The sequence below is a fragment of the Blastococcus sp. TML/C7B genome, from assembly GCF_016612845.1.
Classification (GTDB): Bacteria; Actinomycetota; Actinomycetes; order Mycobacteriales; family Geodermatophilaceae; genus Blastococcus.
In genome coordinates this window covers 1,680,225-1,704,480 of sequence record NZ_JAEOAA010000001.1, presented here as the reverse complement: position 1 = coordinate 1,704,480, position 24,256 = coordinate 1,680,225, and the positions used below count along the sequence as shown (strand labels likewise).

General features: G+C 75.0%; 19 protein-coding genes and 1 pseudogene. 8 read left to right on the top strand and 12 right to left on the bottom strand.

The window, feature by feature from the left end; translation table 11 throughout:
* Positions 1–57 precede the first annotated feature (57 nt).
* Positions 58–894: a biotin--[acetyl-CoA-carboxylase] ligase gene (locus tag JKP76_RS08330; protein ID WP_200490402.1), complete on the bottom strand. Its 837-nt coding sequence runs from the start codon at positions 892–894 to the stop codon at positions 58–60.
* A 97-nt stretch (positions 895–991) separates the two neighbouring features.
* Here JKP76_RS08330 and JKP76_RS08325 point away from each other — a divergent pair, with 97 nt between their 5' ends.
* The 4 genes from JKP76_RS08325 to JKP76_RS08310 are packed head-to-tail and all read left to right on the top strand — an operon-like array spanning position 992 to position 5,303.
* Positions 992–2,620 carry an acyl-CoA carboxylase subunit beta gene (locus tag JKP76_RS08325; protein WP_309229899.1) on the top strand — a complete coding sequence of 543 codons (1,629 nt, stop codon included), beginning with the start codon at positions 992–994 and terminating at the stop codon, positions 2,618–2,620.
* A gap of 2 nt (positions 2,621–2,622) precedes the next feature.
* Positions 2,623–2,880 (top strand): acyl-CoA carboxylase subunit epsilon, encoded by a 258-nt coding sequence (locus tag JKP76_RS08320; protein ID WP_200490400.1) that lies wholly within the window; start codon positions 2,623–2,625, stop codon positions 2,878–2,880.
* Positions 2,877–3,485 (top strand): nucleoside triphosphate pyrophosphatase, encoded by a 609-nt coding sequence (locus tag JKP76_RS08315; RefSeq protein ID WP_200490399.1) that lies wholly within the window; start codon positions 2,877–2,879, stop codon positions 3,483–3,485. The genes JKP76_RS08320 and JKP76_RS08315 overlap by 4 nt, the downstream gene beginning before the upstream one ends.
* Positions 3,486–3,542: 57 nt before the next feature.
* A complete protein-coding gene (locus JKP76_RS08310; RefSeq protein WP_200490397.1) occupies positions 3,543–5,303 on the top strand; it encodes a biotin carboxylase N-terminal domain-containing protein in 1,761 nt (586 codons plus the stop codon).
* Here JKP76_RS08310 and JKP76_RS08305 read toward each other — a convergent pair.
* The 4 genes from JKP76_RS08305 to mptB form a co-directional block, all read right to left on the bottom strand.
* Positions 5,272–7,071, bottom strand: coding sequence for a reprolysin-like metallopeptidase (locus JKP76_RS08305; protein WP_200490395.1), 1,800 nt, complete (start codon positions 7,069–7,071; stop codon positions 5,272–5,274). The two genes, JKP76_RS08310 and JKP76_RS08305, sit on opposite strands and share 32 nt — an antisense overlap.
* Positions 7,072–7,216: 145 nt before the next feature.
* On the bottom strand, positions 7,217–8,620 hold the full coding sequence (locus tag JKP76_RS08300; RefSeq protein WP_200490393.1) for an NAD(P)H-quinone dehydrogenase: 1,404 nt from the start codon (positions 8,618–8,620) through the stop codon (positions 7,217–7,219).
* 67 nt (positions 8,621–8,687) lie between these two features.
* Positions 8,688–9,440 carry a polyprenol monophosphomannose synthase gene (locus JKP76_RS08295; RefSeq protein ID WP_200490391.1) on the bottom strand — a complete coding sequence of 251 codons (753 nt, stop codon included), beginning with the start codon at positions 9,438–9,440 and terminating at the stop codon, positions 8,688–8,690.
* Positions 9,441–9,487: 47 nt separating this feature from the next.
* Positions 9,488–11,002: a polyprenol phosphomannose-dependent alpha 1,6 mannosyltransferase MptB gene (gene mptB / locus JKP76_RS08290; protein ID WP_200490388.1), complete on the bottom strand. Its 1,515-nt coding sequence runs from the start codon at positions 11,000–11,002 to the stop codon at positions 9,488–9,490.
* Positions 11,003–11,265: 263 nt separating this feature from the next.
* On the opposite strand from mptB, the gene JKP76_RS08285 reads away from it, so the two are divergent.
* The 4 genes from JKP76_RS08285 to JKP76_RS08270 all read left to right on the top strand — a co-directional run bounded on the left by JKP76_RS08285 (position 11,266) and on the right by JKP76_RS08270 (position 16,217).
* A complete protein-coding gene (locus JKP76_RS08285; protein ID WP_200490386.1) occupies positions 11,266–11,787 on the top strand; it encodes a hypothetical protein in 522 nt (173 codons plus the stop codon).
* The gene (locus JKP76_RS08280) at positions 11,784–11,942 is read left to right on the top strand and encodes a hypothetical protein (RefSeq protein ID WP_200490384.1); all 159 of its coding nucleotides are present in this window, start codon (positions 11,784–11,786) and stop codon (positions 11,940–11,942) included. The genes JKP76_RS08285 and JKP76_RS08280 overlap by 4 nt, the downstream gene beginning before the upstream one ends.
* A gap of 10 nt (positions 11,943–11,952) precedes the next feature.
* Positions 11,953–13,893, top strand: a complete 1,941-nt coding sequence (locus JKP76_RS08275) for a hypothetical protein (RefSeq protein ID WP_200490382.1) — start codon at positions 11,953–11,955, stop codon at positions 13,891–13,893.
* A 167-nt stretch (positions 13,894–14,060) separates the two neighbouring features.
* Positions 14,061–16,217 carry an acyltransferase family protein gene (locus tag JKP76_RS08270; RefSeq protein WP_200490380.1) on the top strand — a complete coding sequence of 719 codons (2,157 nt, stop codon included), beginning with the start codon at positions 14,061–14,063 and terminating at the stop codon, positions 16,215–16,217.
* Positions 16,218–16,238: 21 nt separating this feature from the next.
* Here the strand turns inward: JKP76_RS08270 and JKP76_RS08265 are convergent, their stop codons facing one another.
* From JKP76_RS08265 to JKP76_RS08245, 7 genes and pseudogenes are all read right to left on the bottom strand, one after another.
* On the bottom strand, positions 16,239–18,785 hold the full coding sequence (locus JKP76_RS08265; protein WP_200490377.1) for an LGFP repeat-containing protein: 2,547 nt from the start codon (positions 18,783–18,785) through the stop codon (positions 16,239–16,241).
* A gap of 93 nt (positions 18,786–18,878) precedes the next feature.
* Positions 18,879–19,358 (bottom strand): hypothetical protein, encoded by a 480-nt coding sequence (locus JKP76_RS08260; protein ID WP_200490376.1) that lies wholly within the window; start codon positions 19,356–19,358, stop codon positions 18,879–18,881.
* Positions 19,301–20,521, bottom strand: a complete 1,221-nt coding sequence (locus JKP76_RS08255) for a hypothetical protein (RefSeq protein ID WP_200490375.1) — start codon at positions 20,519–20,521, stop codon at positions 19,301–19,303. The genes JKP76_RS08260 and JKP76_RS08255 overlap by 58 nt, the downstream gene beginning before the upstream one ends.
* Positions 20,514–21,884 carry a lipopolysaccharide biosynthesis protein gene (locus JKP76_RS20650; RefSeq protein ID WP_242471930.1) on the bottom strand — a complete coding sequence of 457 codons (1,371 nt, stop codon included), beginning with the start codon at positions 21,882–21,884 and terminating at the stop codon, positions 20,514–20,516. Before JKP76_RS20650 ends, JKP76_RS08255 begins: the two co-directional genes overlap by 8 nt.
* Positions 21,881–22,432, bottom strand: a complete 552-nt coding sequence (locus JKP76_RS20645; protein ID WP_242471929.1) for a hypothetical protein — start codon at positions 22,430–22,432, stop codon at positions 21,881–21,883. Before JKP76_RS20645 ends, JKP76_RS20650 begins: the two co-directional genes overlap by 4 nt.
* Before the next feature lie 22 nt (positions 22,433–22,454).
* Positions 22,455–22,808, bottom strand: a pseudogene (locus JKP76_RS23960) (glycosyltransferase family 2 protein); the annotation flags it as partial.
* Positions 22,795–23,874 carry a UDP-N-acetylglucosamine 2-epimerase gene (locus JKP76_RS08245; RefSeq protein WP_200490371.1) on the bottom strand — a complete coding sequence of 360 codons (1,080 nt, stop codon included), beginning with the start codon at positions 23,872–23,874 and terminating at the stop codon, positions 22,795–22,797. The pseudogene JKP76_RS23960 and the gene JKP76_RS08245, both read right to left, overlap by 14 nt.
* Between the last annotated feature and the right edge of the window lie 382 nt (positions 23,875–24,256).

Sequence of the window (24,256 nt, the reverse complement as noted above, 5' to 3'; positions counted from 1 at the left end):
GCTCAGCTCAGCGGGGGGACGGCACGTGGCCGCGGTGCGGTCCGGAGGACCGCGATGTCATCGCACGTGTCGGACGTCGCCGCTGGCCAGCTCCACCGTGCCGGTCGGCGTCCGGACGACGAGCCGGCCGTCCCAGTCGACGCCCTCGGCGACGCCGTCCAGCAGCGACCCGTCGGGCAGGTGCACCTGCACCGCGGTGCCGACGGTGGAGGACCAGCGCAGGTAGTCCGTCGCGAGCCCGGAGGCGATCGGGTCGCCCAGGTGCTCGATCCAGCGCAGGTAGCGCGCCTCCAGCGCCCGCAGGAAGGCCAGCAGCACCGGCGCGCGGTCGACCGTGCCGCCGGTGATGACGGCCAACGAGGTGCCGGTGTCGGGCAGCTCGGCTGCGGTGGTGGAGACGTTCAGCCCGGTGCCGACGACGACCGCCGCCGGGAGGGTGGCCGACGGCGCCGTCTCGGCGAGGATGCCGGCGAGCTTCCGCCCGTCGCGGGCGAGCACGTCGTTGGGCCACTTGACCGAGGCCAGCACGCCGGTCGACTCCCCCACCGCCTCGGCCAGCGCGACGCCGGTGAGCAGCGGCAGCCAGCCCTTGCGCGCCGCGGGGACGTCGGGGCGCAGCAGCACCGAGACGGTGAGCCCGGCGCGCGGCGGGGAGGTCCAGACGCGGTCGAGCCGGCCGCGGCCGGCGACCTGGTGCTCGGCGAGCAGCACGGTGCCCTCGGGGGCGTCCTGACCGGCGGCGGCCACGAGGTCGGCGTTGGTCGAGCCCGCCTCGGGCACGACCTCGAGCGCCGTCCACAGGCGGCTGCCGCGGGTCAGGGCCGCCTGGAGAGCGGCGGCGTCGAGGGGCGGACGGCCGAGATCCGACCATCGAGGTGAGGAGTCGCCGGGCACTCCCCTACGCTACGTAACCCGTGACCGGGCGCGCCCGGCCAGGGATGAGCACGGCGGCCCCACCACCGCGGCCGAGGTGCGCCAGCGAGGAGGAAACGTGAGCGCGGCTGAACTCGAGAACGCCGGGGAACAGGTCCCCGACGACATCGACATCCACACCACCGCCGGGAAGCTGGCCGACTTCGAGCGCCGCGTCCAGGAGGCCCAGCACGCGGGCTCCGAGCGCGCGGTCGAGAAGCAGCACGCGGCGGGCAAGATGACCGCCCGCGAGCGCATCGAGGCGCTGCTGGACCCGGGCTCGTTCACCGAGTTCGACGAGTTCGCGCGCCACCGCTCCACGAACTTCGGCATGGACGCCAAGCGCCCGTTCGGCGACGGCGTCGTGACCGGCTACGGCACGGTCGACGGCCGCCCCGTGGCGATCTTCAGCCAGGACGTGACCGTCTTCGGCGGCGCGCTCGGCGAGGTCTACGGCGAGAAGATCGTCAAGGTCCAGGACTTCGCGATCAAGAACGGCTGCCCGGTCATCGGCATCAACGAGGGCGGCGGCGCGCGCATCCAGGAGGGCGTGGTCTCCCTCGGCCTCTACGGCGAGATCTTCCAGCGCAACGTGCACGCCTCCGGCGTCATCCCGCAGATCTCGCTGATCATGGGCCCGGCCGCCGGTGGGCACGTCTACTCCCCGGCGCTCACCGACTTCATCGTCATGGTCGACAAGACCAGCCAGATGTTCATCACCGGGCCCGACGTGGTGAAGACCGTGACCGGCGAGGAGGTCACGCTCGAGGAGCTCGGCGGCGCCCGCACGCACAACACCAAGTCCGGTGTCGCGCACTACCTGGCCGAGGACGAGGCCGACGCGCTGGACTACGTCAAGGCGCTGCTGTCCTACCTGCCGAGCAACAACCTCGACCCGCTGCCGGCCCTGGAGGTCGCCCCGGTCGAGACCGTCCTGCCCGAGGCGCTGACCGACGAGGACCTCGAGCTCGACACGTTCATCCCGGACTCGGCGAACACCCCCTACGACATGCACGCCGTCATCGAGCACGTCCTCGACGACGGCGAGTTCCTCGAGGTGCAGCCGCTGTTCGCGCCCAACCTGCTGATCGGCTTCGGCCGCGTCGAGGGCCGCCCGGTCGGCGTCGTCGCCAACCAGCCGACCCAGTTCGCCGGCACGCTGGACATCGACGCCAGCGAGAAGGCCGCCCGCTTCGTGCGGACCTGCGACGCCTTCAACATCCCGGTGCTCACCTTCGTCGACGTCCCGGGCTTCCTGCCCGGCACGTCGCAGGAGTGGGAGGGCATCATCCGCCGCGGCGCCAAGCTCATCTACGCCTACGCCGAGGCCACCGTCCCCAAGGTCACCGTCATCACCCGCAAGGCCTACGGCGGCGCCTACGACGTCATGGGCTCCAAGCACCTGGGCGCCGACGTCAACCTGGCCTGGCCGACGGCGCAGATCGCCGTCGTCGGCGCGCAGGGCGCGGTCGGCATCCTGTACCGCAAGGAGCTGGCCGCCGCCGAGGACCCCGACACCACGCGCGCGGAGCTGATCGCCGAGTACGAGGACACCCTCGCCAACCCCTACATCGCCGCCGACCGCGGGTACGTCGACGCGGTCATCCCGCCGTCGCACACCCGCGTGCAGGTGACCAAGGCGCTGCGCGTCCTCGCCAACAAGCGCCAGACCCTGCCGGCCAAGAAGCACGGCAACATCCCCCTGTGACCATGACATCGCGCCCCTCCGGGCCGCACCGCGGCCACGAAGCAGCTCCCGACAGCGGAGCGCCGCTGCTGACCGTCGTGAAGGGCGAGCCCTCGGCCGAGGAGCTCGCCGCGCTGACCGTCGTCGTGGCCGCGCTCTCCCAGCGCCGGTCCCGGAAGCGCCCGACGCCGATCGGCGGCTGGGCGGCCTACGGGCGCTCCCACCGCCGCCCGGAGGCGCTCGGTCCCGGCGGCTGGCGCGCGGCCGGGAGCCCGGCATGAGCGTCGACCGCAGGCTCGTCCTGGCCTCGGCGTCCCCGGCGCGGCTGTCGCTGCTGCGGCAGGCGGGCCTCGCGCCCGAGGTCGTGGTGAGCGACGTCGACGAGTCCAGCTACTCCGCGCCGCGGGTGGCCGAGCAGGTCGCCCTGCTCGCGGCGGCCAAGGCCGCCGCGGTCGCGAAGCGGGAGACCGACGCGCTGGTCATCGGCGCGGACTCGCTGCTCGAGTTCGGCGGCAAGCCGCTGGGCAAGCCGGCCGACGCCGCCGACGCGCGGGACCGGTGGCGCCGGATGTCCGGCCGCTCCGGCGTGCTGCACACCGGTCAGGCGCTGTTCGACGTCCGGGACGGCGGGGTCGCCAGCCGGGACATCGCCGTCGCCTCGACCGCCGTCTACTTCGCCGAGCCGACGTCGTCCGAGATCGAGGCCTACCTGGCCACCGGCGAGCCGCTCGCGGTGGCCGGCGCGTTCACCCTCGACGGTCTCGGGGCACCGTTCGTCCGGCGTGTGGAGGGCGACCCGGCAGCCGTCGTCGGTCTCTCGCTCACCGTGCTGCGCACCCAGCTGGCCAAGCGCGGCCTGGCCATCACCGACCTCTGGCGTCGCTGAACCCCCGTTCCACCCCCTGACTACAGTCCGACCGGTCCACAGACGAAGGAGAGCCCGGTGCAGAAGGTCCTGATCGCCAACCGCGGTGAGATCGCGGTGCGAGTGGCGCGTGCGTGCAAGGACGCCGGTCTCACCAGCGTGGCCGTCTACGCCGAGCCGGACCGCGACGCGCTGCACGTGCGCGTCGCCGACGAGGCGTTCGCCCTGGGCGGCACGACGCCCGGGGACTCCTACCTGGTCATCGACAAGATCATCGACGCCGCGAAGCAGTCCGGCGCCGACGCGATCCACCCCGGCTACGGGTTCCTCTCGGAGAACGCCGACTTCGCCCAGGCCGTCATCGACGCCGGGCTGACCTGGATCGGGCCGTCGCCGCAGGCGATCATCGACCTGGGTGACAAGGTCGCCGCCCGGCACATCGCCACCAAGGCCGGCGCCCCGCTGGTGCCGGGCACCAAGGACCCGGTCGGCGGCGCCGACGAGGTCATCGCCTTCGCCGAGGAGCACGGCCTCCCGATCGCCATCAAGGCGGCGTTCGGTGGCGGTGGCCGCGGGCTCAAGGTGGTCCGCGAGAAGAGCGAGATCGCCGAGCTGTTCGACTCCGCCGTCCGCGAGGCCGTCTCGGCCTTCGGCCGCGGCGAGTGCTTCGTGGAGAAGTTCCTGGACAAGCCCCGGCACGTCGAGGCCCAGGTGCTGGCCGACACCCACGGCAACGTGATCGTCGTCGGCACCCGCGACTGCTCGCTGCAGCGCCGCAACCAGAAGCTGGTCGAGGAGGCGCCCGCGCCGTTCCTCACCGACGAGCAGCGCGCCCGGATCCACGAGTCGGCCAAGGCCATCTGCAAGGAGGCCGGCTACCACGGCGCCGGCACCGTCGAGTACCTCGTCGGCACCGACGGCTCCATCTCCTTCCTCGAGGTCAACACCCGCCTGCAGGTCGAGCACCCGGTCTCGGAGGAGACCAGCGGCATCGACCTCGTCCGCCAGCAGTTCCGCATCGCCCAGGGCCTGCCGCTGGAGATCACCGAGGACCCGACCCCGCGCGGGCACAGCATCGAGTTCCGGATCAACGCCGAGGACGCCGGCCGCAACTTCATGCCCGCCCCCGGCCCGGTGGACCGGCTGGAGATCCCGCAGGGCCCCGGCGTGCGCTGGGACTCCGGCGTCGAGACCGGCGGCGAGGTGGCCGGCGCGTTCGACTCGATGCTGGCCAAGCTGATCGTCACCGGCGCCACCCGCGAGGAAGCGCTGCAGCGGGCCCGCCGCGCGCTGGACGAGCTCGTGGTCGAGGGCATGCCCACGGTCATCCCCTTCCACCGCGCCGTCGTCCGCGACGAGGCGTTCACCTCCGAGCCGTTCACCGTGCACACGCGGTGGATCGAGACCGAGTGGGACAACCAGGTGCCGGCGTACTCCGCCGCGCCGTCCGAGGCCGACGAGCCGGCGGCGCGCCAGACCGTCGTCGTCGAGGTCGGCGGCCGCCGGCTCGAGGTGTCGCTGCCCGCCGGCCTGGCCGCCGGTGGCGGGGCCCCCGCGGGCGCTCCGGCCAAGCCGCGCAAGCGCGGCGGCGGCCACGGCGGGTCGGCCGCCTCGGGTGACTCCCTCACCTCGCCGATGCAGGGCACGATCGTGAAGGTCGCCGTCGAGGACGGCGCGACCGTCGCCGCCGGCGACCTGGTCGTCGTCCTCGAGGCGATGAAGATGGAGCAGCCGATCACCGCCCACAAGGCCGGCACGATCAGCGGCCTGTCGGCCGAGGTCGGCGCCTCGGTCACCAGCGGCGCGGTCATCTGCACGATCGCCGACGACGCCGAGTAGTCCGAACACGACGCCCAGGAGGCCGGATCCGCGCTCGCGGATCCGGCCTCCTGCCGTTCGGGGTGCCGGGTGCTGCCGGGATCAGCGGGTGCGCAGCCGGCGAGCCCGGCGCACGACCAGCAGCGTCGCGCCGGCCAGCCCTGCCCCGGAGACCGCGACGAGCACCATGCCCAGGCCCGACCCGCCCGCGGCCGGCTCCAGCGTGGCCGCGGCGGGGACGAACGGAGCGGGCCCGGGCACCTGCGGCTGGGCCGGGGCCGCGGCCGCCACGGGGGTCTCCGCCTGCGCGGCGGGCGCGGCCAGCCGCGGGGCCGGCCGGGGCGCCCGGCAGCAGCCGGCCGGTGCCGGGGTCGCGGGGCGCTGCCGCCGCGGCGGGCGCCGCCGGCGGGGCCACCGGCACCACGGAGAGCGCCGCGGTGCCGTCGTCGAGCGACCGGACGGTGACGGTGAACCCACCTCCGGCGAGCTCGACCGGCACGCCGACGGGCAGCGCGCTGCGCAGGTCGGCGTCCCACCCCCCGGACGGGGACGGCGTCCCGTCGAGGAGCACCGCCGTGTCGGGGAACGCGGCTGCGCGGCGCACGAGCACGCCGGTCTCCAGCCGGTAGCGGTTCCGGTCGGGGCGGCCGAGCCAGGCGTCCCGGCCGGTCGCCGTCCGGTACTCGAGCCAGTAGGCGGTGCCGTCGGCGGCCACGAGGCGGAGCGCCTGCGTACCGGTGCGGCCGGCCACCGGCGCGAGCTCGATCTCCGCGGGCGCGTCGAGGACACCCAGCTCCCGGGTGGCGCCGGCCGGGAGCGCGCCGAGCAGCGCGGCCTGTGGGGCGCTCAGCGAGCCCAGCTCGCTCCAGGAGACGCCCATGACGTCGTAGAGGTCGCGGTAGGCGGCGGTGCGGCAGGTGCCCGCCTCGACGGTGCCGTCGCACTGCAGCGCCGAGGAGTGGCTCAGGCCGAGGTTGTGGCCCAGCTCGTGGGCCATGACCGAGGGCAGCACCTCCCGGACGTAGAGCCGGCCGCCCGACGCCGGGCCGGCGCCGACCTCGGCGAGGGCGTAGGAGCAGCCGGGCTGCGCGGCCGTCTGGCTGCTCAGCTGGAGCATCAGGTGCCGGCCGGGTCCGGGCCGGAAGCCCACGGCGGCGGCGGCCTCGTCCCACAGGGCGGTGGGGTCGGCGCACCCGGCGGTGGTGCTGATCCAGTCGTGCGCCGCGGCGACGCCGAAGCGCACCGCTCCCCCGGTCTGCTCCGACCAGAACGCGGCGACGGGCCCGTCGACGGCAGCAGCGACGTCCTGCGGTGTCACGTCCGCGTCGGGGCGGGTGCCCGCCGGCGCGACGAGGACGACGGTCACCGCGTTGGTCACCGGGCCGCGCACCGCCACCGGGGCCGGGGCGGGCGTGACCGAGTCGGTGCTCAGGACCTCCGCGGCCGGTTCCAGGCCGTGCTCGACGGCGCCCTCGTCCTGCACGTCGCCGCCGACGGTGAGCTCGACGGTGGCTCCCGCGGGCACCCCGCCCAGGTCCTCGGTCGGCACGCGGACGGCGCCGTCGGCGGTCTCGACCCAGCTCAGCGGGGCGGTCGCCGCGTGTGCCCCGTGCTGCCCGGCCGGGTCGTCCTCCGCCCACGCCTGGAGCAGCCGGCCGACGACGGCGGTGCCCTCCGGCTCACCGGCGGAGGCGACCCCGGCGGCGGGGCCGGCGATCGCCCCGGCCGCGACGCCCGCGACGAGCAGGGCGCGCAGCAGGGCGGCGGAACGGGCACGGGCGGGAGACATCCCTCCCTGCATCGGCGGGCTGCGCGCGCGTCGGCACCGATCCGGCCGAATCCAGCCGAATCCGCGCCCCAGCCGTCACAGCGGCCCCCACGCCCTCCCGGGCACCGCTCCCCCGGTCCGGGCGAGGTGGTCCGGGCGAGGTGGTTCAGGCGAGGTGGTCGGCGCCCATCAGCCGGCGCCCGGCCTCGGTGATCGATCCCGAGAGGGAGGGGTAGATCGCGAACGTCTGGGCGAGGTCGGCGACGGTCAGCCCCTTGGTCACCGCCAGCGCGATCGGCAGGATCAGCTCGGAGGCACCCGGCGCCACCACCACGCCGCCGAGGACCACCCCGGTCGAGCGGCGGGCGAACAGCTTGACGAAGCCGTCGCGCAGGTCGCTCATCTTGGCGCGGGCGTTGGTGGCCAGGGGCAGCCGGACGACGTCGACCTCGGTCCACTCCGGCAGGCTCTTCTCCTGCACGCCCACGGTGGCGATCTCGGGGTGGGTGAAGACGTTGGCCGCGACCGTCTTGAGCTTGATCGGGCTGACCGCCTCACCGAGCGCGTGCCACATGGCGATCCGGCCCTGCATCGCCGCGACCGAGGCGAGCTGGAAGACGCCGGTGACGTCGCCGGCGGCGTAGATGCCGGGCACCGAGGTGCGCGAGACGCGGTCGACGACGACGTGGCCGGACTCGGTGAGCCCGACGCCGCAGAGCTCCAGGTTCAGTCCACCGGTGTTGGGCACCGTGCCGACGGTCATCAGCGCGTGCGAGCCCTCGACGGCGCGCCCGTCGGTGAGCTCGACGACGACGCCCTTCTCGGTCCGCCGCACGCCGGCGGCCCGCCCGCGCTCCAGCTTGCCGCCGCGGGACTGGAAGACCTCCTCGAGCACCTCGGCGGCGTCGGAGTCCTCACCGGGCAGCACCCGGTCGCGGGAGGAGACCAGGGTGACCGGCACGCCGGCCTCCAGGTAGCCGGAGGCGAACTCGGCGCCGGTGACCCCGGAGCCGACGACGACGAGGTGCTCGGGCATCTCGGTGAGCTCGTAGACGTCGCGCCAGTCGAGGATCCGCTCGTGGTCGGGCTCGGCGCCGGGCAGCACCCGCGGGTCGGCACCGGTCGCGATCAGGACGACGTCGCCCTCGAGCCGCTCGGTGACCGCGCCGTCCTCGCCCAGCACCTCCACGCGGTGCGCGGCCAGGCCGCGGACCTCGTCGGCGAGCCGCCCGCGCCCGGTCACGATGCGCACGCCCTCGCCGGCCAGGCGGGCGTGGATGTCGCCGGACTGGGCCAGCGCCAGCCCCTTGACCCGCTGGTTGACCGCGGCGAGGTCCAGGCCGACCGCGGCCAGCTCGGCGCCGTGCACGCCGAGGGCGGAGGAGTCGTGCACCGAGGTCATCGCGCCGGCGGCGGCGATGAGCGCCTTCGAGGGGACGCAGTCGGTGAGGACGCTGGCGCCCCCGATGCCGTCGCGCTCGATGACGGTGACCTCGGCACCGAGCTGCGCGGCGACCAGCGCGGCCTCGTAGCCGGCCGGTCCGCCGCCGATGATGACGATGCGGGTCATGGGTCCTTCTTCGTCGGGGAGGGTTCGGGCGTCGGAGCCATTGTCCCCGCCCGGCCGCGGTCCGGCGTCAGCGCCGCCCGGCGCCGGTGTCCGGCCCGGCCGGCCGGGCGGAGGGCGCGGGCTCGCGACGGATGCGCCAGACCGCGGAGACCGCCTCGACGGCGATGCCGGTGTTCATCTTGGACTCGCCGAGCTCGCGGTCGCGGAAGGTGATCGGCACCTCGACCACCCGGGCGCCGGCCTGCAGCGCGCGGTGGGTCGTCTCGATCTGGTAGCCGTAGCCGTTGGCCTCGAACGAGTCGACGTCCAGCCGGGTCAGCAGGTCGGTGCGCCAGGCCTTGAACCCGCCGGTGAGGTCGCGGATGCCGGCGCGGAGCACGGTGCGGGCGTACAGGTTGCCGACCCAGGACACGGTGCGGCGGCTCCAGGGCCAGTTCGCCACCGCGCCGCCGGGCACGTAGCGGGAGCCGATCACCAGGTCGGCGTCCTCGATCGCGGCGATCAGCGCGTCGATGGCCTGCGGGTCGTGCGACCCGTCGACGTCCATCTGCACGATGACGTCCCACCGCCCGGCAGCGAGCGCGTGCGTGAAGCCGGCGACGTAGGCGGTGCCCAGGCCGAGCTTGCCGGAGCGCTCGAGCAGCTCGACCCGGCCGGGGTGCTCCGCGGCGAGCGCGCGCACGAGGTCCCCCGTCCCGTCCGGTGAGCCGTCGTCCACGATCAGGACGTCGGGCGCCACGGGGCGGGCCAGGACCGCCTCGACGTGCCGGCGGACGTTGTCCGCCTCGTTGTACGTCGGCGTCACGACCAGGACGCGCACGCTGTTCCTCTTCTCTCGCGGGTTCTCGGGCGGGGCCGGGGTGGACGTCACGTGGGCACCCCTGCGGGTTGTCGCCGTCGTCGTCGCCGGCTCACCCCGACGTGCACCAGCCCGGCGACGACGGCCACCCCCAGGACGACGAGCACCAGCTGTTCCGGTCCCGGCCGCTCGTAGAGGGCGAACACGGGGTGCCCGCCCGGCAGCACGGTGAACAGCAGGGCCACCGACCACAGCACCACCACGAGGCGCTCGGCGAGGACCCCGGCGGCGGCGAAGAGCATCGTCGGCCAGATCAGGTACCAGGGCCACACGACCGAGCCGGTGAGGACGACGGTCAGCGCGATCCAGGAGGTCACGCGGACCAGCCCCCAGCTCCGCAGCCGGGTCAGGAAGAGCAGTCCCAGCACGACGGCGACGACGATCCCGGCCTGCCGCGCGCCGTCGATCGGCGGGTCGTCCACGTCGAGGGCGAAGGCCAGCGCCGTCGTGGGCGTGAGCGCCTCCAGCGCCTTGCCGGGGGTGTCGAGGTTGCCCAGGAACGACCAGCCGTAGCCGGACAGCTGCACCGACAGCGCGAACAGGCCGGCGCCCAGGCCGCCGGCCAGCACCAGCGCCCGCAGCCGGGCCGGCCAGCCCTCCTGGCGCTGCGCCCAGTCCACCCCGATCACCAGGACGACGACCAGCGCCGTGGCCTTGATGCCGGCCGCACCCACGCAGAGCACGATCCCGAGCAGCGGGCGGTCGAGCAGCGCGAGCAGCAGGCCCGGGAGCAGCAGGCCGAGCATGAGCGCGTCGTTGTGGTTGCCCGACACCAGGTGCAGCAGGACCAGCGGGTTGACCGCGCCCAGCCACACCGCGACCGACGGGCTGCCGCCCAGGTGCCGCGCGATGCGGGCCACGACGACGGCGCACACGGCCCAGGCGGCGACGCAGAGCACCCGGAGCGCCACCAGCATCGCGAGCTCGCCCTGGTCGAGCAGCCGCGACAGGCCGCTGAGCAGCAGCACGAAGGGCGGGCTGTACGGGGTGGGGCTGAACCGCCAGAACTCCTCGGCGCCGCGCACCGCCGCGATGTCGCCGAGGACGCCCGGCCCGTCCTCGAACGGGTCGACGCCGAGCTGCACCGCGTTGCCGATGGCGCCGTAGAACCACGGGTCCGCGGTGAACAGCGGCGGCCCGATGACCAGCGGGACCGACCAGACCAGCCCGACCAGCAGCAGCCACCGGGCGCGGACGCCGCGGCGCACCGCGAGCCCGGCGAGCAGCCAGGCGGCGGCCCAGACCCCGAGCGCGGCGGAGCTCCACGCCCGCGCGGTGTCGTAGCCCAGCGCGTCGGGCGTCAGCTCCGAGTGGTCGTCGAAGAACCAGAGGTCGGGCTCGTCGAGGTGCAGGCCCAGACCGTGCCCGGCCACCGCGAGGTAGGTGGTGCCGACCAGCCCGAGCAGGCCGCTGAGCACAAGGAGGGCGATGGTCGCGCCGCCGGCGCGGGGCGGACCGGGGTCGGTGGCCGTCGGCGCGGCCCCGGCTGCGGTGGACCCGGCCACGCTCGTGCTGACGGCCATCTCCTGACTGCTCCCGTGGACCGGCTGGTCGCGACACGTCGTCGGCCCGCCACGGCGATGGCAGGACGGCCGAGGGTAGCGCGCCGCCCCGGTTCCCGGTCAGCCGAAGCGGGGCGGAGCACCGGACGCCGAGCGTGTCGCTCCTGATCCCCTTAACACTGCGTGAGAACCTAGATGCTGACCGTGGTCGCGCGTGGTGTCGCCACCTGACTCCGGCGCCGCGTACGCACAGGTCGGCGTCACGATCTGACAAGGAACCGCTCATGCTCTCCAGCCGACGCGCCGGCACCCTCGCCGCCTGCGCCTCCCTCGCGCTCCTGGCCGGCTGCTCCTCCTCGACCGACGAGGCCTCCAGCGGATCGCCGCTGTCGACAGCCCCTCCCGGCACCTACGGCACCCCCCTGGACCCGTCGGCCCCCGATCCGACCGAGGTCGCCACCGACCCCGCGCCCAGCACCGTCCCGGCACCGACCGGCGGCGCACGCGCGGACGCCACCGTCCAGATCACCTACTACGGCTGGAACCCCGACAGCAGCGTCGTCGAGGTCGGCGGCTTCGTGCCCTTCCTCGTCGAGGAGGGCGGCACCTGCACGCTCACCCTGACCCAGGGCGGCGCGAGCGCGACCGCGTCGCGGGAGGCCACGCCCAACGTCACCAGCACCGCCTGCGGCGAGCTGGTCGTGCCCGGCGACCAGCTGGCGCCCGGCACCTGGGACGCCGTGCTCGCCTACGAGTCGGAGCGCTCGGCCGGCAGCACCGAGCCGGTCGAGGTGCAGGTCCCGTGAGGGGTGCGGTCACCCGCCTGCTCGTCGTCCTCGGGCTGGTCGGGGCGGCGCTGGTCGCGCCGGTCCTCACGAGCAGCCCGGCCGCACCCGCCCAGGCCGCGGACACGCGGTACTTCGACCCGGGCAACATCATCAGCGACGCGGTCTTCTTCTGACGGGCTGGCGATGGACGCCGGCGCGATCCAGGACTTCCTGAACCTGCGCGGCGCCGGCTGCACCGTCGGCACCGACGGCTCGCCGTGCCTCAAGAACTACCGGATGAACACCACCGACCGCGCGGCCGACGCCCTGTGCGGCGGCTACCGCGGCGCCTACGACGAGACCGCCGCCCAGGTCATCGCCCGCGTGGCGGCCACGTGCCGGGTCAACCCGCGGGTGCTGCTGGTCCTCCTCCAGAAGGAGATGGGGCTGGTCACCGCCACCAACCCCACCGCCAAGAAGTACGAGCGCGCCGCGGGCTACGCCTGCCCCGACACCGCCAACGGCGGGTGCGACCCGACCTACGCCGGGCTGCAGAACCAGCTGTACCGCTCGGCCTGGCAGTACCAGCGCTACGCGTCCTCGCCGGCCAGCTACCAGTACAAGGCCGGCCGCAACAACATCATCCAGTGGCACCCCAACTCCGGGTGCGGCACCTCGACGGTCTACATCGCCAACCAGGCGACCGCGGGCCTCTACATCTACACCCCGTACCGCCCCAACCAGGCCGCGCTCAACGCCGGCTACGGCACCGGCGACAGCTGCTCCTCGTACGGCAACCGGAACTTCTGGAACTACTTCACCGACTGGTTCGGCTCGACGCAGTCGGCCGAGGGCTCGGCGCTCTACGCCAAGTACCAGAGCCTGGGCGGCAACGGGGGCGCGCTGGGCAGCGTCCAGTCCCCCTACCTCTGCGGGCTGGCGAACAACGGCTGCTTCCAGGTGTTCTCCAAGGGCCTCATCTACTGGACCCCGAGCACGGGTGCCTGGGCGGTCACCGGCGCGATCCTCGACAGGTACACCGGGCTGGGCCGGGAGTACGGCACGCTGGGCTACCCCCTCTCCGACGCGAACTGCGGGCTGGCCGGCAGCGGCTGCTACCAGGTCTTCGAGCGCGGGACGGTGTACTGGACCGCCGCGACCGGCGCCTACGCCGTGTACGGCCTCGTCGGCGCCAAGTGGGTGTCGACCGGCGCCGAGAACGGCGCGCTCGGCTACCCGACCGGTGACCCGTTCTGCGGGATCAAGGACGCCGGCTGCTTCCAGCCCTTCCAGCGCGGGCTCGTCTACTGGACCGCCGCGACCGGCGCGCACACCGTCTCGGGGGACATCGCCACCAAGTGGGGCGCGATCGGTCGCGAGAACGGCGCGCTCGGGTACCCGACGATGGACCGCGCCTGCGGCCTGGTCGCCGGCGGCTGCTACCAGATCTTCCAGTTCGGCACGATCTACACCGCCCCCGACGCCGGCACGCACGTCGCCAAGGGCGGCATCGGCTACACCTGGATGGGCAAGGGCGCCGAGAACGGCCCCCTCGGCTACCCGGTCGGCGACGAGGTGTGCGGCCTGGTCGGCGGCGGCTGCTCCCAGGACTTCCAGCGGGGCAGCGTCTACTGGTCCGGCGCCACCAACGCGTACACGGTGCAGGGCCTCACCCGCGCCAAGCACGACTCGGTGGGCCGCGAGCGCGGGGTGCTGGGCTACCCGACCATGGAGAAGTCCTGCGCCCTGGTCCGCGGCGGCTGCTATCAGGTGTTCCAGTACGGGACGGTGTACGAGTCCCCCGCCGGCACGTTCATCGCCAAGGGCGGCCTCGGCCACACCTGGATGCTGCTGGGCGCGGAGAACGGCTCGATGGGCTACCCGACGTCCGACGAGTACTGCGGGCTGCGCGAGAACGGCTGCTTCCAGCTGTTCGAGCACGGCTCGGTGTACTACGCCCCGGCGTTCGGCGCCTTCCCCGTCGACGGGCCCATCCGCGACGCCTGGATCTACCAGGGCGCCGAGAACGGCTGGTGGGGCTACCCCACCGGCAAGCCGCAGGGCGTGCCGGGCGGGGCCACGCAGCGCTTCGAGCGCGGGACGGCGACCTGGACCAGCGGCACAGGGGCGGTCACCTTCGGCTGATCCGGGCATCCGCACCGGCCGCCCCGGCGGGCGGCTGGTGCGGATGTGACGGAGCGGTCCGACGCGCGGTCGCGGTGCCGCCGGGGAGCGGCGTCGTCGTGTCACACTCGACGCACACTCCCGATCACGCACGGTGAGTGGCGCCCGCACCGCTGCTGAGGAAGCCGATGACTGCACAGACCCTGGACGAGCGCGGCCCGACGCGGATCCCCGGTCTCCCGGCAGTTCCACCCCGCCCGTCCCCGGCGGGCAGCGGGCACACCTTCCGCGCCGACATCCAGGGCCTGCGCGCGGTCGCCGTCGGCCTCGTCGTCCTGTACCACGCGGGCCTGCCCTGGCTGTCCGGCGGCTTCGTCGGCGTCGACGTCTTCTTCGTCCTCTCGGGCTTCCTCATCACCCAGGGCCTGGTCACCGAGCTGGAGCGCCGCGGCACCATCTCGCTGGCCGGCTTCTACGCCCGCCGCGCGCGCCGGATCCTCCCGGCGGCGGCCGTGGCCCTGGCCGGGACCGCGGCCCTCACCGTCCTCCTCCTGCCCCAGATGCGCTGGGCGCAGGTGGCGCAGGACCTCGTCCAGAGCTCGATCTACCTGGTCAACTGGGACCTCGCCGACCGCGCGGTGGACTACTCCGCGCGAGACCAGGCCGCGTCGCCGCTGCAGCACTTCTGGTCGCTGGCGGTGGAGGAGCAGTTCTACGTCGTCTGGCCGCTGGCGATCCTCGCCGTCGTGGGCCTGGTCCGCCTCGCCCGGAGCCGGCGCCGGAGCGACGCGCCCACCGGGATCTCCCGCCTGCACCTCGCCGTGCCGCTGCTGCTCATCGGGGTGCCCTCGCTCGCGTGGTCGATCTCCCTCTCGGCCGCCGACCCGGGCAGGGCCTACTTCGTGACGACGACCCGCATGTGGGAGCTGGCGCTCGGCGCGGCGCTCGCCGTCGTCCCCGTCGTCGCCCCGGCGAGCGCCCGGCTGAGCCGGGCCGTGGGCTGGGCCGGGCTGGCCGCGATCGTCTGGGCCGCGGTCACCTACGACGCCTCGACGGTCTTCCCGGGCTCGGCGGCGCTCCTGCCGACCCTCGGCGCCGTCGCCGTGCTGTGGTCGGCCCTGTCCGGGGACGCCCGCCGGCAGAACCCGCTGCTGCGCACCCGCCCGATGACCTGGGTCGGCAGCCTCTCCTACTCCCTCTACCTCTGGCACTGGCCGGTGCTGATCATCGCCACCGCCCAGACCGCCGACGGCGACCTCCGGCTCCGCTGGGGGCTGCTGCTGGTCGCGGCGTCGGTCGTCCCGGCCTGGCTGAGCCTGCGGCTGGTGGAGCGCCCGGTGCTCTCCTCCCCCGCCCTGCGCCGCTCCAGCGGTCCGGCCCTGCTCCTGGGCGCGGTCTGCACGCTGGTCGCCCTGCTGGCCGGCCTGGCGCTGAAGAACCACCAGCTCGCTGCCGCCGCGGAGACCCCCGTCGTCGTCAACTTCGACGCCTCGGTGACCCCGGGAGCCAACGCGCTGCGCTGGGATCCAGCCAACGGCACCCCGCAGGACTCGTTTCCCGTGCTCGTCCCCGACCCGGCGGTGGCGTTCGGCGACGTGCCCGTGCTCGACGGGCACGAGTGCGTCGTCGACCTGAGCTCGGTCGCGGCGAACCCCTGCTCGTTCGGCAACCTCGCCGCCGGCACCACGATCGCCCTCGTCGGCGACTCGCACGCCGAGCAGTACCTGCCGGCCGTCGAGGCGGCGGCGGTCGAGCGCGGCTGGCGGGTCGACGTCTACACCCGGGGCTCCTGCCCGTTCAACGCGCTGACCGTCGACCTGGACGGGGCCCCGAACACCGCGTGCGACGCGCACAACGACAACGTGACCGCCGCCCTGCTGGCCGATCCGCCGGACGCGCTGCTGGTCGCGGGCAGCCGCTACGCCGCCTCCCTCCCCGACCGCCCGGTCCCCTCGCTCGAGGAGAGCAAGCCGCTGCTGGCCGAGGGCTACCGCGAGGCGTGGGCGCCGTTCGTGGCGGCCGGCATCCCGGTGGTGTCGCTGCGCGACACCCCGCGCCCGGACGTCCTGGTGCCCGAGTGCGTCGCGGAGAACCAGGACCGCCTCAGCAGCTGCGCGATGGACCGCGACGAGATCCTCTGGGCCGACGGCCCCGAGGTCACCGCCGCCACCGGCACGCCCGGCGTCGAGCTGCTGGACCTGACGCAGTGGATCTGCCCCGCCGACAGCTGCCCCGCCGTGATCGGCGGCGTCGTCGTCTACCGGGACGGCAACCACCTGACGGCCACCTACGCCCGCACCCTCGGCTCGATGGTCTCCGACGAGCTGGCCGCCCTGCTGGGCTGACGCCCCTCGGCCGCGCCCGGCTCAGGCCCGGTCGACCACCCCGGTGCCCGCGCGCCAGATCAGCGTGCCGCCCTCGAAGCGCTGCGCGCGCCCGCCGCTGACCGCGTAGTCCGACCCCAGCGGGTAGCCCAGCGACCCCGCCTCGGCTCCGGCGGCCACCCACGCGTCGCGCAGGGCACCGCCGACGATGCCCACACCGGTGGCCGGCGCCCAGTAGATCGAACCGCCCGCGAAGTGGGTGAGGCACCCGCCCGCACGCAGCCCGCACTCCTCGTCGCCCACCGGGTAGCCCAGCGCGCCGTTCTCCGCGCCGCGCACCAGCCAGGTGTAGGCGATGCCGCCCTTGATGGCGCGCGCCCCGGTGGCCGGCGACCAGTAGATCCAGCCGTGGTCGAACACCTGGAAGCAGCCGCCGCCGACCAGCCCGCAGGCGGTGTCGGTCGCCGGGTAGCCCATGTGCCCCCGCTCCTCGCCCAGCAGGCCGTACCGGTCGCGGACGGCGCCGGTCAGCAGGTGGACGCCGGAGGCCGGCGACCAGGTGATCCGGCCGTGCTGGAAGTTCTGCGCGCAACCGCCGGCCGGCAGGCCGCACTCCTCGGAGCCCACCGGGTAGCCGAAGGCGCCGTTCTCCGCGCCCCGGCCCATCCACGTGTAGCCGATGCCGCCCTTGGCCACGGCGGTGCCGGCGGCGGGCGAGTCGTACACGACGCCGTACTGGAACACCTGGAAGCAGCCGCCCGCGACCAGGCCGCAGGCGAGCTCGGCGGCCGGGTAGCCCAGACCGCCCCGCTCGCGGCCGTGGGCGGTCCACATCGCGGCCACCGCCCCGCTGACCACGCGGGCACCCGAGGCCGGGGACCAGTAGACGTCGCCGCCCTGGAAGGACTGCGCGCAGCCGCCGCCCGGCAGCCCGCACGACGGGCCGCCCGTGGGGTAGCCGAGGGCGCCGTTCTCCGCGCCGCCCTGCACCCAGCGCGCGGCGACCGAGCCCTGGACGACGTGCGCGCCGGTAGCCGGCGACCAGAAGACGCTGCCGTAGCGGAACACCTGGTAGCACCCGCCACCGGCGAGACCGCAGGCCTCCGGCGCCAGTGCCGGGCCGAGCGCGGCGGAGGACGCCTGCGCGACGAGCGCGATGGGGGTCTGCCCGTCCGCGCGGGTCCGGATGCCGACGACGGCGGAGGTCGCGGTCCGGCTCTGCACGGTGACGACGAAGTCGCCGCCGGCCACGGTCACGGCCGACCCCGGCGGCAGGGCCTGCCGGGTGTCGGTGTCCCACCCGGCCGCCGGGGACGGGGTGCCGTCGAGCAGCAGCGAGGTGTCGGACCCGGTGCCCGTCCGCCGCAGCAGCACGCCGGCCTCCAGGCCGGGGCGGTTCGCCGTCGTGCCCAGCCAGCCGTCCATGCCGCTCGCCGTCCGCAGCTCGAGCCAGTGCTGCGCGCCGCGGGCGTCGGTGAGCCGCACGGCCCGCGTGCCGCTGCGGCCCGACACCGGAGAGAGCGTGACCGTGGCCCCGGCGCCCCCGGCGGTGAGGTCCACCCGCGCGGCCGTCGGCAGCACGCCGAGCAGCGCCGCCTGGACGACGTTCAGCGACCCGATCCGCTCCCACGACGCACCCATGACGTCGTACAGGTCGTAGTAGGCCTTGGTCCGGCAGGTGCCGGCGTCGGTGGCGCCGTCGCACTGGTGGGCCGACGAGTGCCCGAGGCCGAAGTTGTGGCCGAGCTCGTGCGCCATGATCGAGGTCTCCGAGCCGCGCACGAGCAGGTTGCCGCCGTCGGACAGGGCGCGGCCGACCTCGGCGAGGCCGTAGGCGCAGCCGGGCTGCTGCGCGGGGTAGCCGGGGACGTAGACCAGCAGGTGCCGGCCGGCGGCCTCGGCGAACCGGACGAGCGGGTGCGCCGCGACCTCGGCCCACAGCGCGAACGGGTTGTCACAGCCGGCCGTCGTCGTCAGCCAGTCCGGCGTCGCCGCCGCACCGTGCAGCCGGACGGCGCCGTCGGTCTCGCTCTCCCAGAAGTCGGCCACCGGCCCGTTGAGCGCGTCGACCAGGCGCTGCGCGGTCATCCCGTCGGCCGTGGTGCCCGGCGGGCGGACCAGCACGACGGTCACCTCGTTGGTGAAGGGGGCCAGCGCGGGCGCCGTCGCGGGCGGTGCCTCCGGGGCCACGACCTCGGCCTCGAGCAGCTCGTGCGCGGGGGCGAGCCCGAGACCCGCGGCCGCCTCGTCGGGCACCTGGTCGCCGAGGGTCACCTCGACGGTGGCGCCCAGCGGGAGGTCCTCGACGTCCTCGGTGAGGACCCGGACGCTGTCGCCCTCGTCGGTCCGGACCCAGCTCAGCGGGCCGTGCTCGGCGCCCCCGACGGGGTCGGCGTGCTCGGGCCAGGCCTGCACCAGTTCGCCGACGACGGTGCCGCCGGCGTCCACGACCGGGGCCTCCGCCGGCGTCGGCACCGGGGAGTCGTCACCCCGCGCCGGGGCCGCCGGGGCCGCCAGCGCCAGCACGGGCACGGCGACGGCCGCGAGGACGACGCCCCGGAGACGGGGGGACCGGGAGGTGAGCAGCACGGGTGGACTCCAGGCAGACGGGGAAGATCCCCCTCTGCATCGGCCCCGGGACGCCCCGACTTGAGAGCGGGCGACCCGGGTCACCCTGTCGGCTCAGTCCGTCCGCTCGTCCAGCTCCGCGCAGAACGGCTCGCCGTACAGGCGCTCGTAGTTCTCCTGGACGCCGTCGCGGACCGCCACGAGGTAGTACTCGGGCCAGCCCTGCTTGGTCATCCAGTCGAACAGCGTCCCGCAGCGCACGTCCTCGGGCACGTCGCCGTCGGCGGACTGGGACACCATCCGGGCGTTGACCGGGTAGTTGCCCTGCGTGATCTCGGCCAGGGTCATGTTGAGCGCGACCTGGCCCAGGACGAAGGCACCGGCCAGCGGCAGCACGACGGCCAGCAACCGGGCCCCGCGCCCCCGGCGCAGCGCCACGAGCACCAGCACGATCAGCGCCGCGACGGCGATCACGCCGACCGCGTAGGAGAGGTACACCTGGCCGGGCCGGGCCATCTTCTCGCTGTACTTGACGGTCATCGCGTGGGTCGCGGTGGCGACCGCCCAGAACGTGACGAGGGCGGCGGCCGGCACGATCCAGGGGCTGCGCCACGCGGGCAGCCGCTCGGCCTCCGGGGCGACGTGCGCCCAGCTGTCGGTCCCGCTGCGGCGGACAGCCAGGCGTACCCGATGACGCTGACCAACAGCACCAGAGCGGCGGCCACGGCGACCGCTCCCCCGTCGAGGGCGGGCGCGCCGGCGGACTCGCTGAGGTAGGCCCAGCCGCCCCCGGGGAGGGCGCCGAGCATCCCGTCGACCCAGGCGGAAGCCCCGGCCCGGCCGAGCGCCAGCGTCGTCCCGCCGTAACCGGACTCGTCCGACGGCACGGCCAGCAGCACCCGGCCGCCCACGAACATGACCGCGGGCAGCGCCACGGCGGTTCCCATCAGCACGAGGCAGCGGCGCCGGATCTGCGCGCGGTCGACGGCGGTGAGCGCGGTGAGCACCACGGCGACGGCGACCGCCGCGATGGCCCCGACGAGCATCTCGTAGTACCAGACCGCCATGACGCCGAGCGCCGAACAGATCACGATCGACCGCTTGTCGCGGTTGCCCGGGGCGATGGCGCGCAGCGCCCAGGCGAGCGTCCACATGCCGATCGCCGTCGAGCCCCAGCCCGCGGGGCCGTAGGAGACGACGGGGTCGTCGGACCACGGCACGTGCAGCTGCAGCGTGGCCGCCGTGACGGCCGACAGCAGGGCGAACGTGGGCCAGAACTGCACGCGCAGCGCCGGCGACCGGCGGAGCCCCCAGACCAGCACCGACGCGGCGCCGGCCACGCCGAGGGCGATCATCGCGAGGGTGGCCAGCACGTCGTAGTACTGCGGCGAGACGCCGGCGGAGGCGCTCAGCCGGTAGGCCAGGAAGTGGTACAGCGCGCCGAGGGTCTGACCGACCGGGTTCGAGTGGCCGGCCTGCTGGCCCGCCGAGAACCCGAAGGTCAGCGCCTCCCAGAGGCTGCCGTCGGTGATCGCGTAGGTCTCCTGGAGCGCCTGGAAGTCGTCGGCGATGATCGGGACCCGGGCGGCCGGGACGTACCCGACACCGAGGACGGCGGCGCCGGACAGCGCCCAGCCCGCGTTGCGGAGCCGGCCGCGCCCGCGGGCACCCGGCTCGTCGACGACGGCCGCGGACGGCTGCTCGTCGGTGGCGTGGACCGGGTCCAGGACGGCGGTGGCGCCGGGGTGCTCAGCCATGCCGGGCCTCCCGGGCGACGTCGAGGCGGTCGAGGACGAACAGCGCGCCGGCGGTCAGCGCACCGATGATCCCGATGGCCACGATCATGGCGCGCAGGTCCGGCAGCAGCATCGACGCGGCGACCCACTGCAGCACGCCGGCCACGAACAGGGCGACCACGGCGCGGGAGGACGCCCGGGCCGTGTGGCTGATCAGCAGCCCCTGGGCCAGGGCCCACGGCAGGTAGGCCACGGTCATCCAGGGCAGCAGCGCGGCCGCGGGGGCGTAGCCCGAGCCGGCGCCGAAGAGGATCGCCACGAGGGTGTCGCCGATCAGCGCGACCACCCCGGCCAGCGCGAGGCCGCTGGCGAGCACCGTGGCCAGCACGATGTTGACCCCGAAGCGCACCGCCCCGGCGTCCGCCCCGCGGAACACGAACCGCGGCAGCAGGTAGAGCGACAGCACGGTGGGCACCAGCAGGCCCATCTTGGCGAGCACCGCGGCGGCGGCGAAGGCCCCCGAGGCGTCGTCGACGCTGTGGATGCGGACGAGCACGACGTCGATGTTGGTCAGCCAGGCGAACGAGAGCGTCAGGAGCATCAGCACGGTGCTCTTGCGCGAGAAGGCGCTGTGCCCGGTGATCAGCAGGTCCCGGGTCTGCCAGCCGGCGAGCACCGCGACGGCGACGATCGCGACGAGCACCGCGACCACGACCGAGACCGCGCCGAGGCCCGCGGCCAGGGCGGCGACGGCGAGCAGCAGCCGCAGCACCTGGGAGGCGGTGGAGTAGCCGGAGACGAGCCGGGCCTTGCCGGCGCCCTGCAGGCGACCGAGGGCGACGCTGAACAGGAAGCTCGGGACGATGGTCAGCGCGGCGAGGTTCACCGCGAGCCGGCTGGTGTCCAGGGCGTCGGCGAGCAGCGGCGAGGCCAGCGCCACCGCGGCGGCGAACCCGCCACCGAGCACGAGCGCCTCGACGGTCGCGCCGTCGATCCCGCGGCGCGGGCGGTCCGCCGGGGGCGAGGTGAGCGCGGCGGCGGTGACCACCGCGACGGAGTTCTGCAGCGCCGAGGCGCCGATGCTGGCGATGTTGACGATCGCGAGGAACGCGGCGAGCAGGCCGAAGCCGGCCGGGCCGAGGCCGCGGCCGGTGACGACGTGGAAGCCGGAGGTGGAGGCGATCCCGAGGGCGGCGAGCCCGCCGACCGAGATCAGCGGCCACGCGTGCCGGCGGAGGTAGCCCAGCGACATCTGGCGGGCCGAGACGGGCGCCTCGTGCGCGAGGACCTCGGTCGCGGCCGGGGCGGCGAGCTCGGCCCGGACGGCGTCGAGGGTCACGGGGGCCGGCCGCTGCGGAGCGACCTCCGGGTGCACGGTGGTCACCGGTTGGCCGCCTGCGGCAGCAGGTCGTCGTCGTGCTCGGAGCGGCCGCGGGGCACCGGGAGGGGCAGCACGGCGGCGATCTGCGCGGCGGGGGCGGCCGGCGCGGCGTCCTCGACCGGCGCGAGCGGCGTGACGACGGAGAGCGCGGGAGCGGGCGCCCGGGTGGCGGTCCGGGCCGCGGTCCGCGCCGTCCGGGCCGCGGCCAGGCGGCGGGCCCGGCTGTGCGCCGCGACGGTGAGCAGGTCGCGCAGCGCCTCCCACATCGACCCGGCACCGATCCGGCTGGTGAACTCGTAGTCCAGCACCACCGGCGCCTCCTCGACGCGGGCGCCGCCCTCGACGAGCCGGCACATCATCTCCAGGTCGAAGGCGAACCCGGTGACCCGGAGCTCGGCCATGACCGGTGCGGCGACCGACCGGCGCATCGCCTTGATGCCGGTCTGGGTGTCGCCGAGGTCCACGCCCAGCGCCAGCCGGGTGAGCCCGCGGAACGTGCGGCTGGCCACCCGCCGGACCAGCGGGTAGGTGACCGCCGACTCCGGGTGCACCTTGGACCCTGACGACGACGTCGGCGACATCGGCGTCCAGCCGGTCCAGGAAGCCCGGGAGCACCGAGGGGTGCAGGTCCAGGTCGCCGTCCAGGAAGGCGACCAGCGGGTGGGCGGCGTGCGCGAAGCCGTGCCGGATCGCGTGGCCTTTGCCCTGGTTCGGGAAGTACTCCAGGACGGTGACCTGCGGGAGGCCCAGGCCGCGGGCCTGCTCGGCCGTGCCGTCGGTGCTGCCGTCGGAGACCACGAGGATCTCGTAGGTCCGGCCGGTGGCGTCGAGCACCTCGGCCAGGCGGGTCACCGCGGCGGCGATGCTGGCGGCTTCCTGGTAGGCGGGGACGACGACGGAGACCGCCGTGAGCTCAGTGGTAATCACGGGTCATCAGGTCCTTCACGACGATGTCCGACGGTGAGGTGCGCAGGGTCTGGGGCGGGCGGCGCCGCTCGGCGGAGTGCTGCAGGAAGTGCTGGAGGGCGTCGATGTCCCAGCCGGAGAGCACGGCGTTCTCGCCGAGGCCGTCCTGCCGCTCGGTCTCCTTGCGGTGCACCAGCGTCGGGACGCCGAGCAGCGCGGCCTCCTCCTGGACGCCGCCGCTGTCGGTGACGGCGAACGAGGCGCCGGCGAGCAGGTCGGTGAACTCCGCGTGCGGGACCTTGTCGAGCACGGTGAACAGCTCGGTCGGCAGCGCGTCGAGCCGGCTGCCGAGGACGTGGCGCGCCTGGTCGTCGGCGACCAGGACCATGCGGTGCGGCGCGTGCTCCCGCAGCGCGGCCAGCGTCCGGTCCGCGAGCCCGGAGGCGGTGAGGAACTCGAAGCGGTGCAGCAGCACCAGGCCGTAGGGGTCGGTGTCCGACGGGCGGGCCGACGGGGCACGGTCCAGGACGGCGTCGACGACGGTGTTGGCGCCGGTGGGGACGACCCCGCGGCGGCCGGCGAGCACCGCGGTCGCGGCGTCGGACGGCGCGTAGTGGACGTCGGCGAGCCGGCCGACGATGCGCCGGTCCAGCTCCTCGGGGAACGGGTGCCGCCAGTTGCCCGACCGCAGCCCGGCCTCGACGTGCGCGCAGTCCGCGCCCAGCAGCTTGGCGAGCAGCGCGCCGACGACGCTGGTCATCGTGTCGCCGTGGACGACCAGCACGCTGCGCCGTCCCCCGCTGCGCAGCCGCCGCCGGGCGGACCAGCCGTGGCGCACCACCCAGGCGGCGATCTGGGCGAGCCAGACGAGCACGTCGGCCGGGCCGGCGAGCGGCTTGCCGCCGCGGCCGTTGGCGAGCACGTGCTCGGGCGCCGGCAGGCCCAGGCCCGGCAGCGCGCGCAGCACGGTGTCGGACTGCTGGAGGGTCAGCCACTGCTCGTAGCCGACGCCCTGGGCGGCCAGCCGGCGCGCGACCGGGGCCAGCTTGATGGCCTCGGCGGTGGTGCCGTAGACGAAGACGATCACGCGGCGACCTCGGTGCGGACGGGCAGGTTGCGGGTGGTCGAGCGCAGCAGGTGGCCGTGCACGGCCAACGCCCGCGCAGCAGCCCGGCCCAGTACGGGACGGCGAACACCGGCGCGTAGGTGAGGTAGGCGCGCAGCCCCTTCGCGGGGCAGCGCTTGCGGGCGGCCAGGGCGGCGGGCGCGGCGAGCGCGAGGACCGCGGCGACGGCGAGCCCGCCGAGGACCGTCCACGCCTGGGCGCCGACCAGGGCCGCGAGCACCGCCAGCCCGATGACGGGGGCGGCGGCCAGGCCGACGAGGGCGGCGTTCCAGCCCGCCGAGGTGCCGGCGTAGCTGTCCACGAGGAACGTGCCGCGGCCGAAGCTGTGCCGGACGAAGTCGCG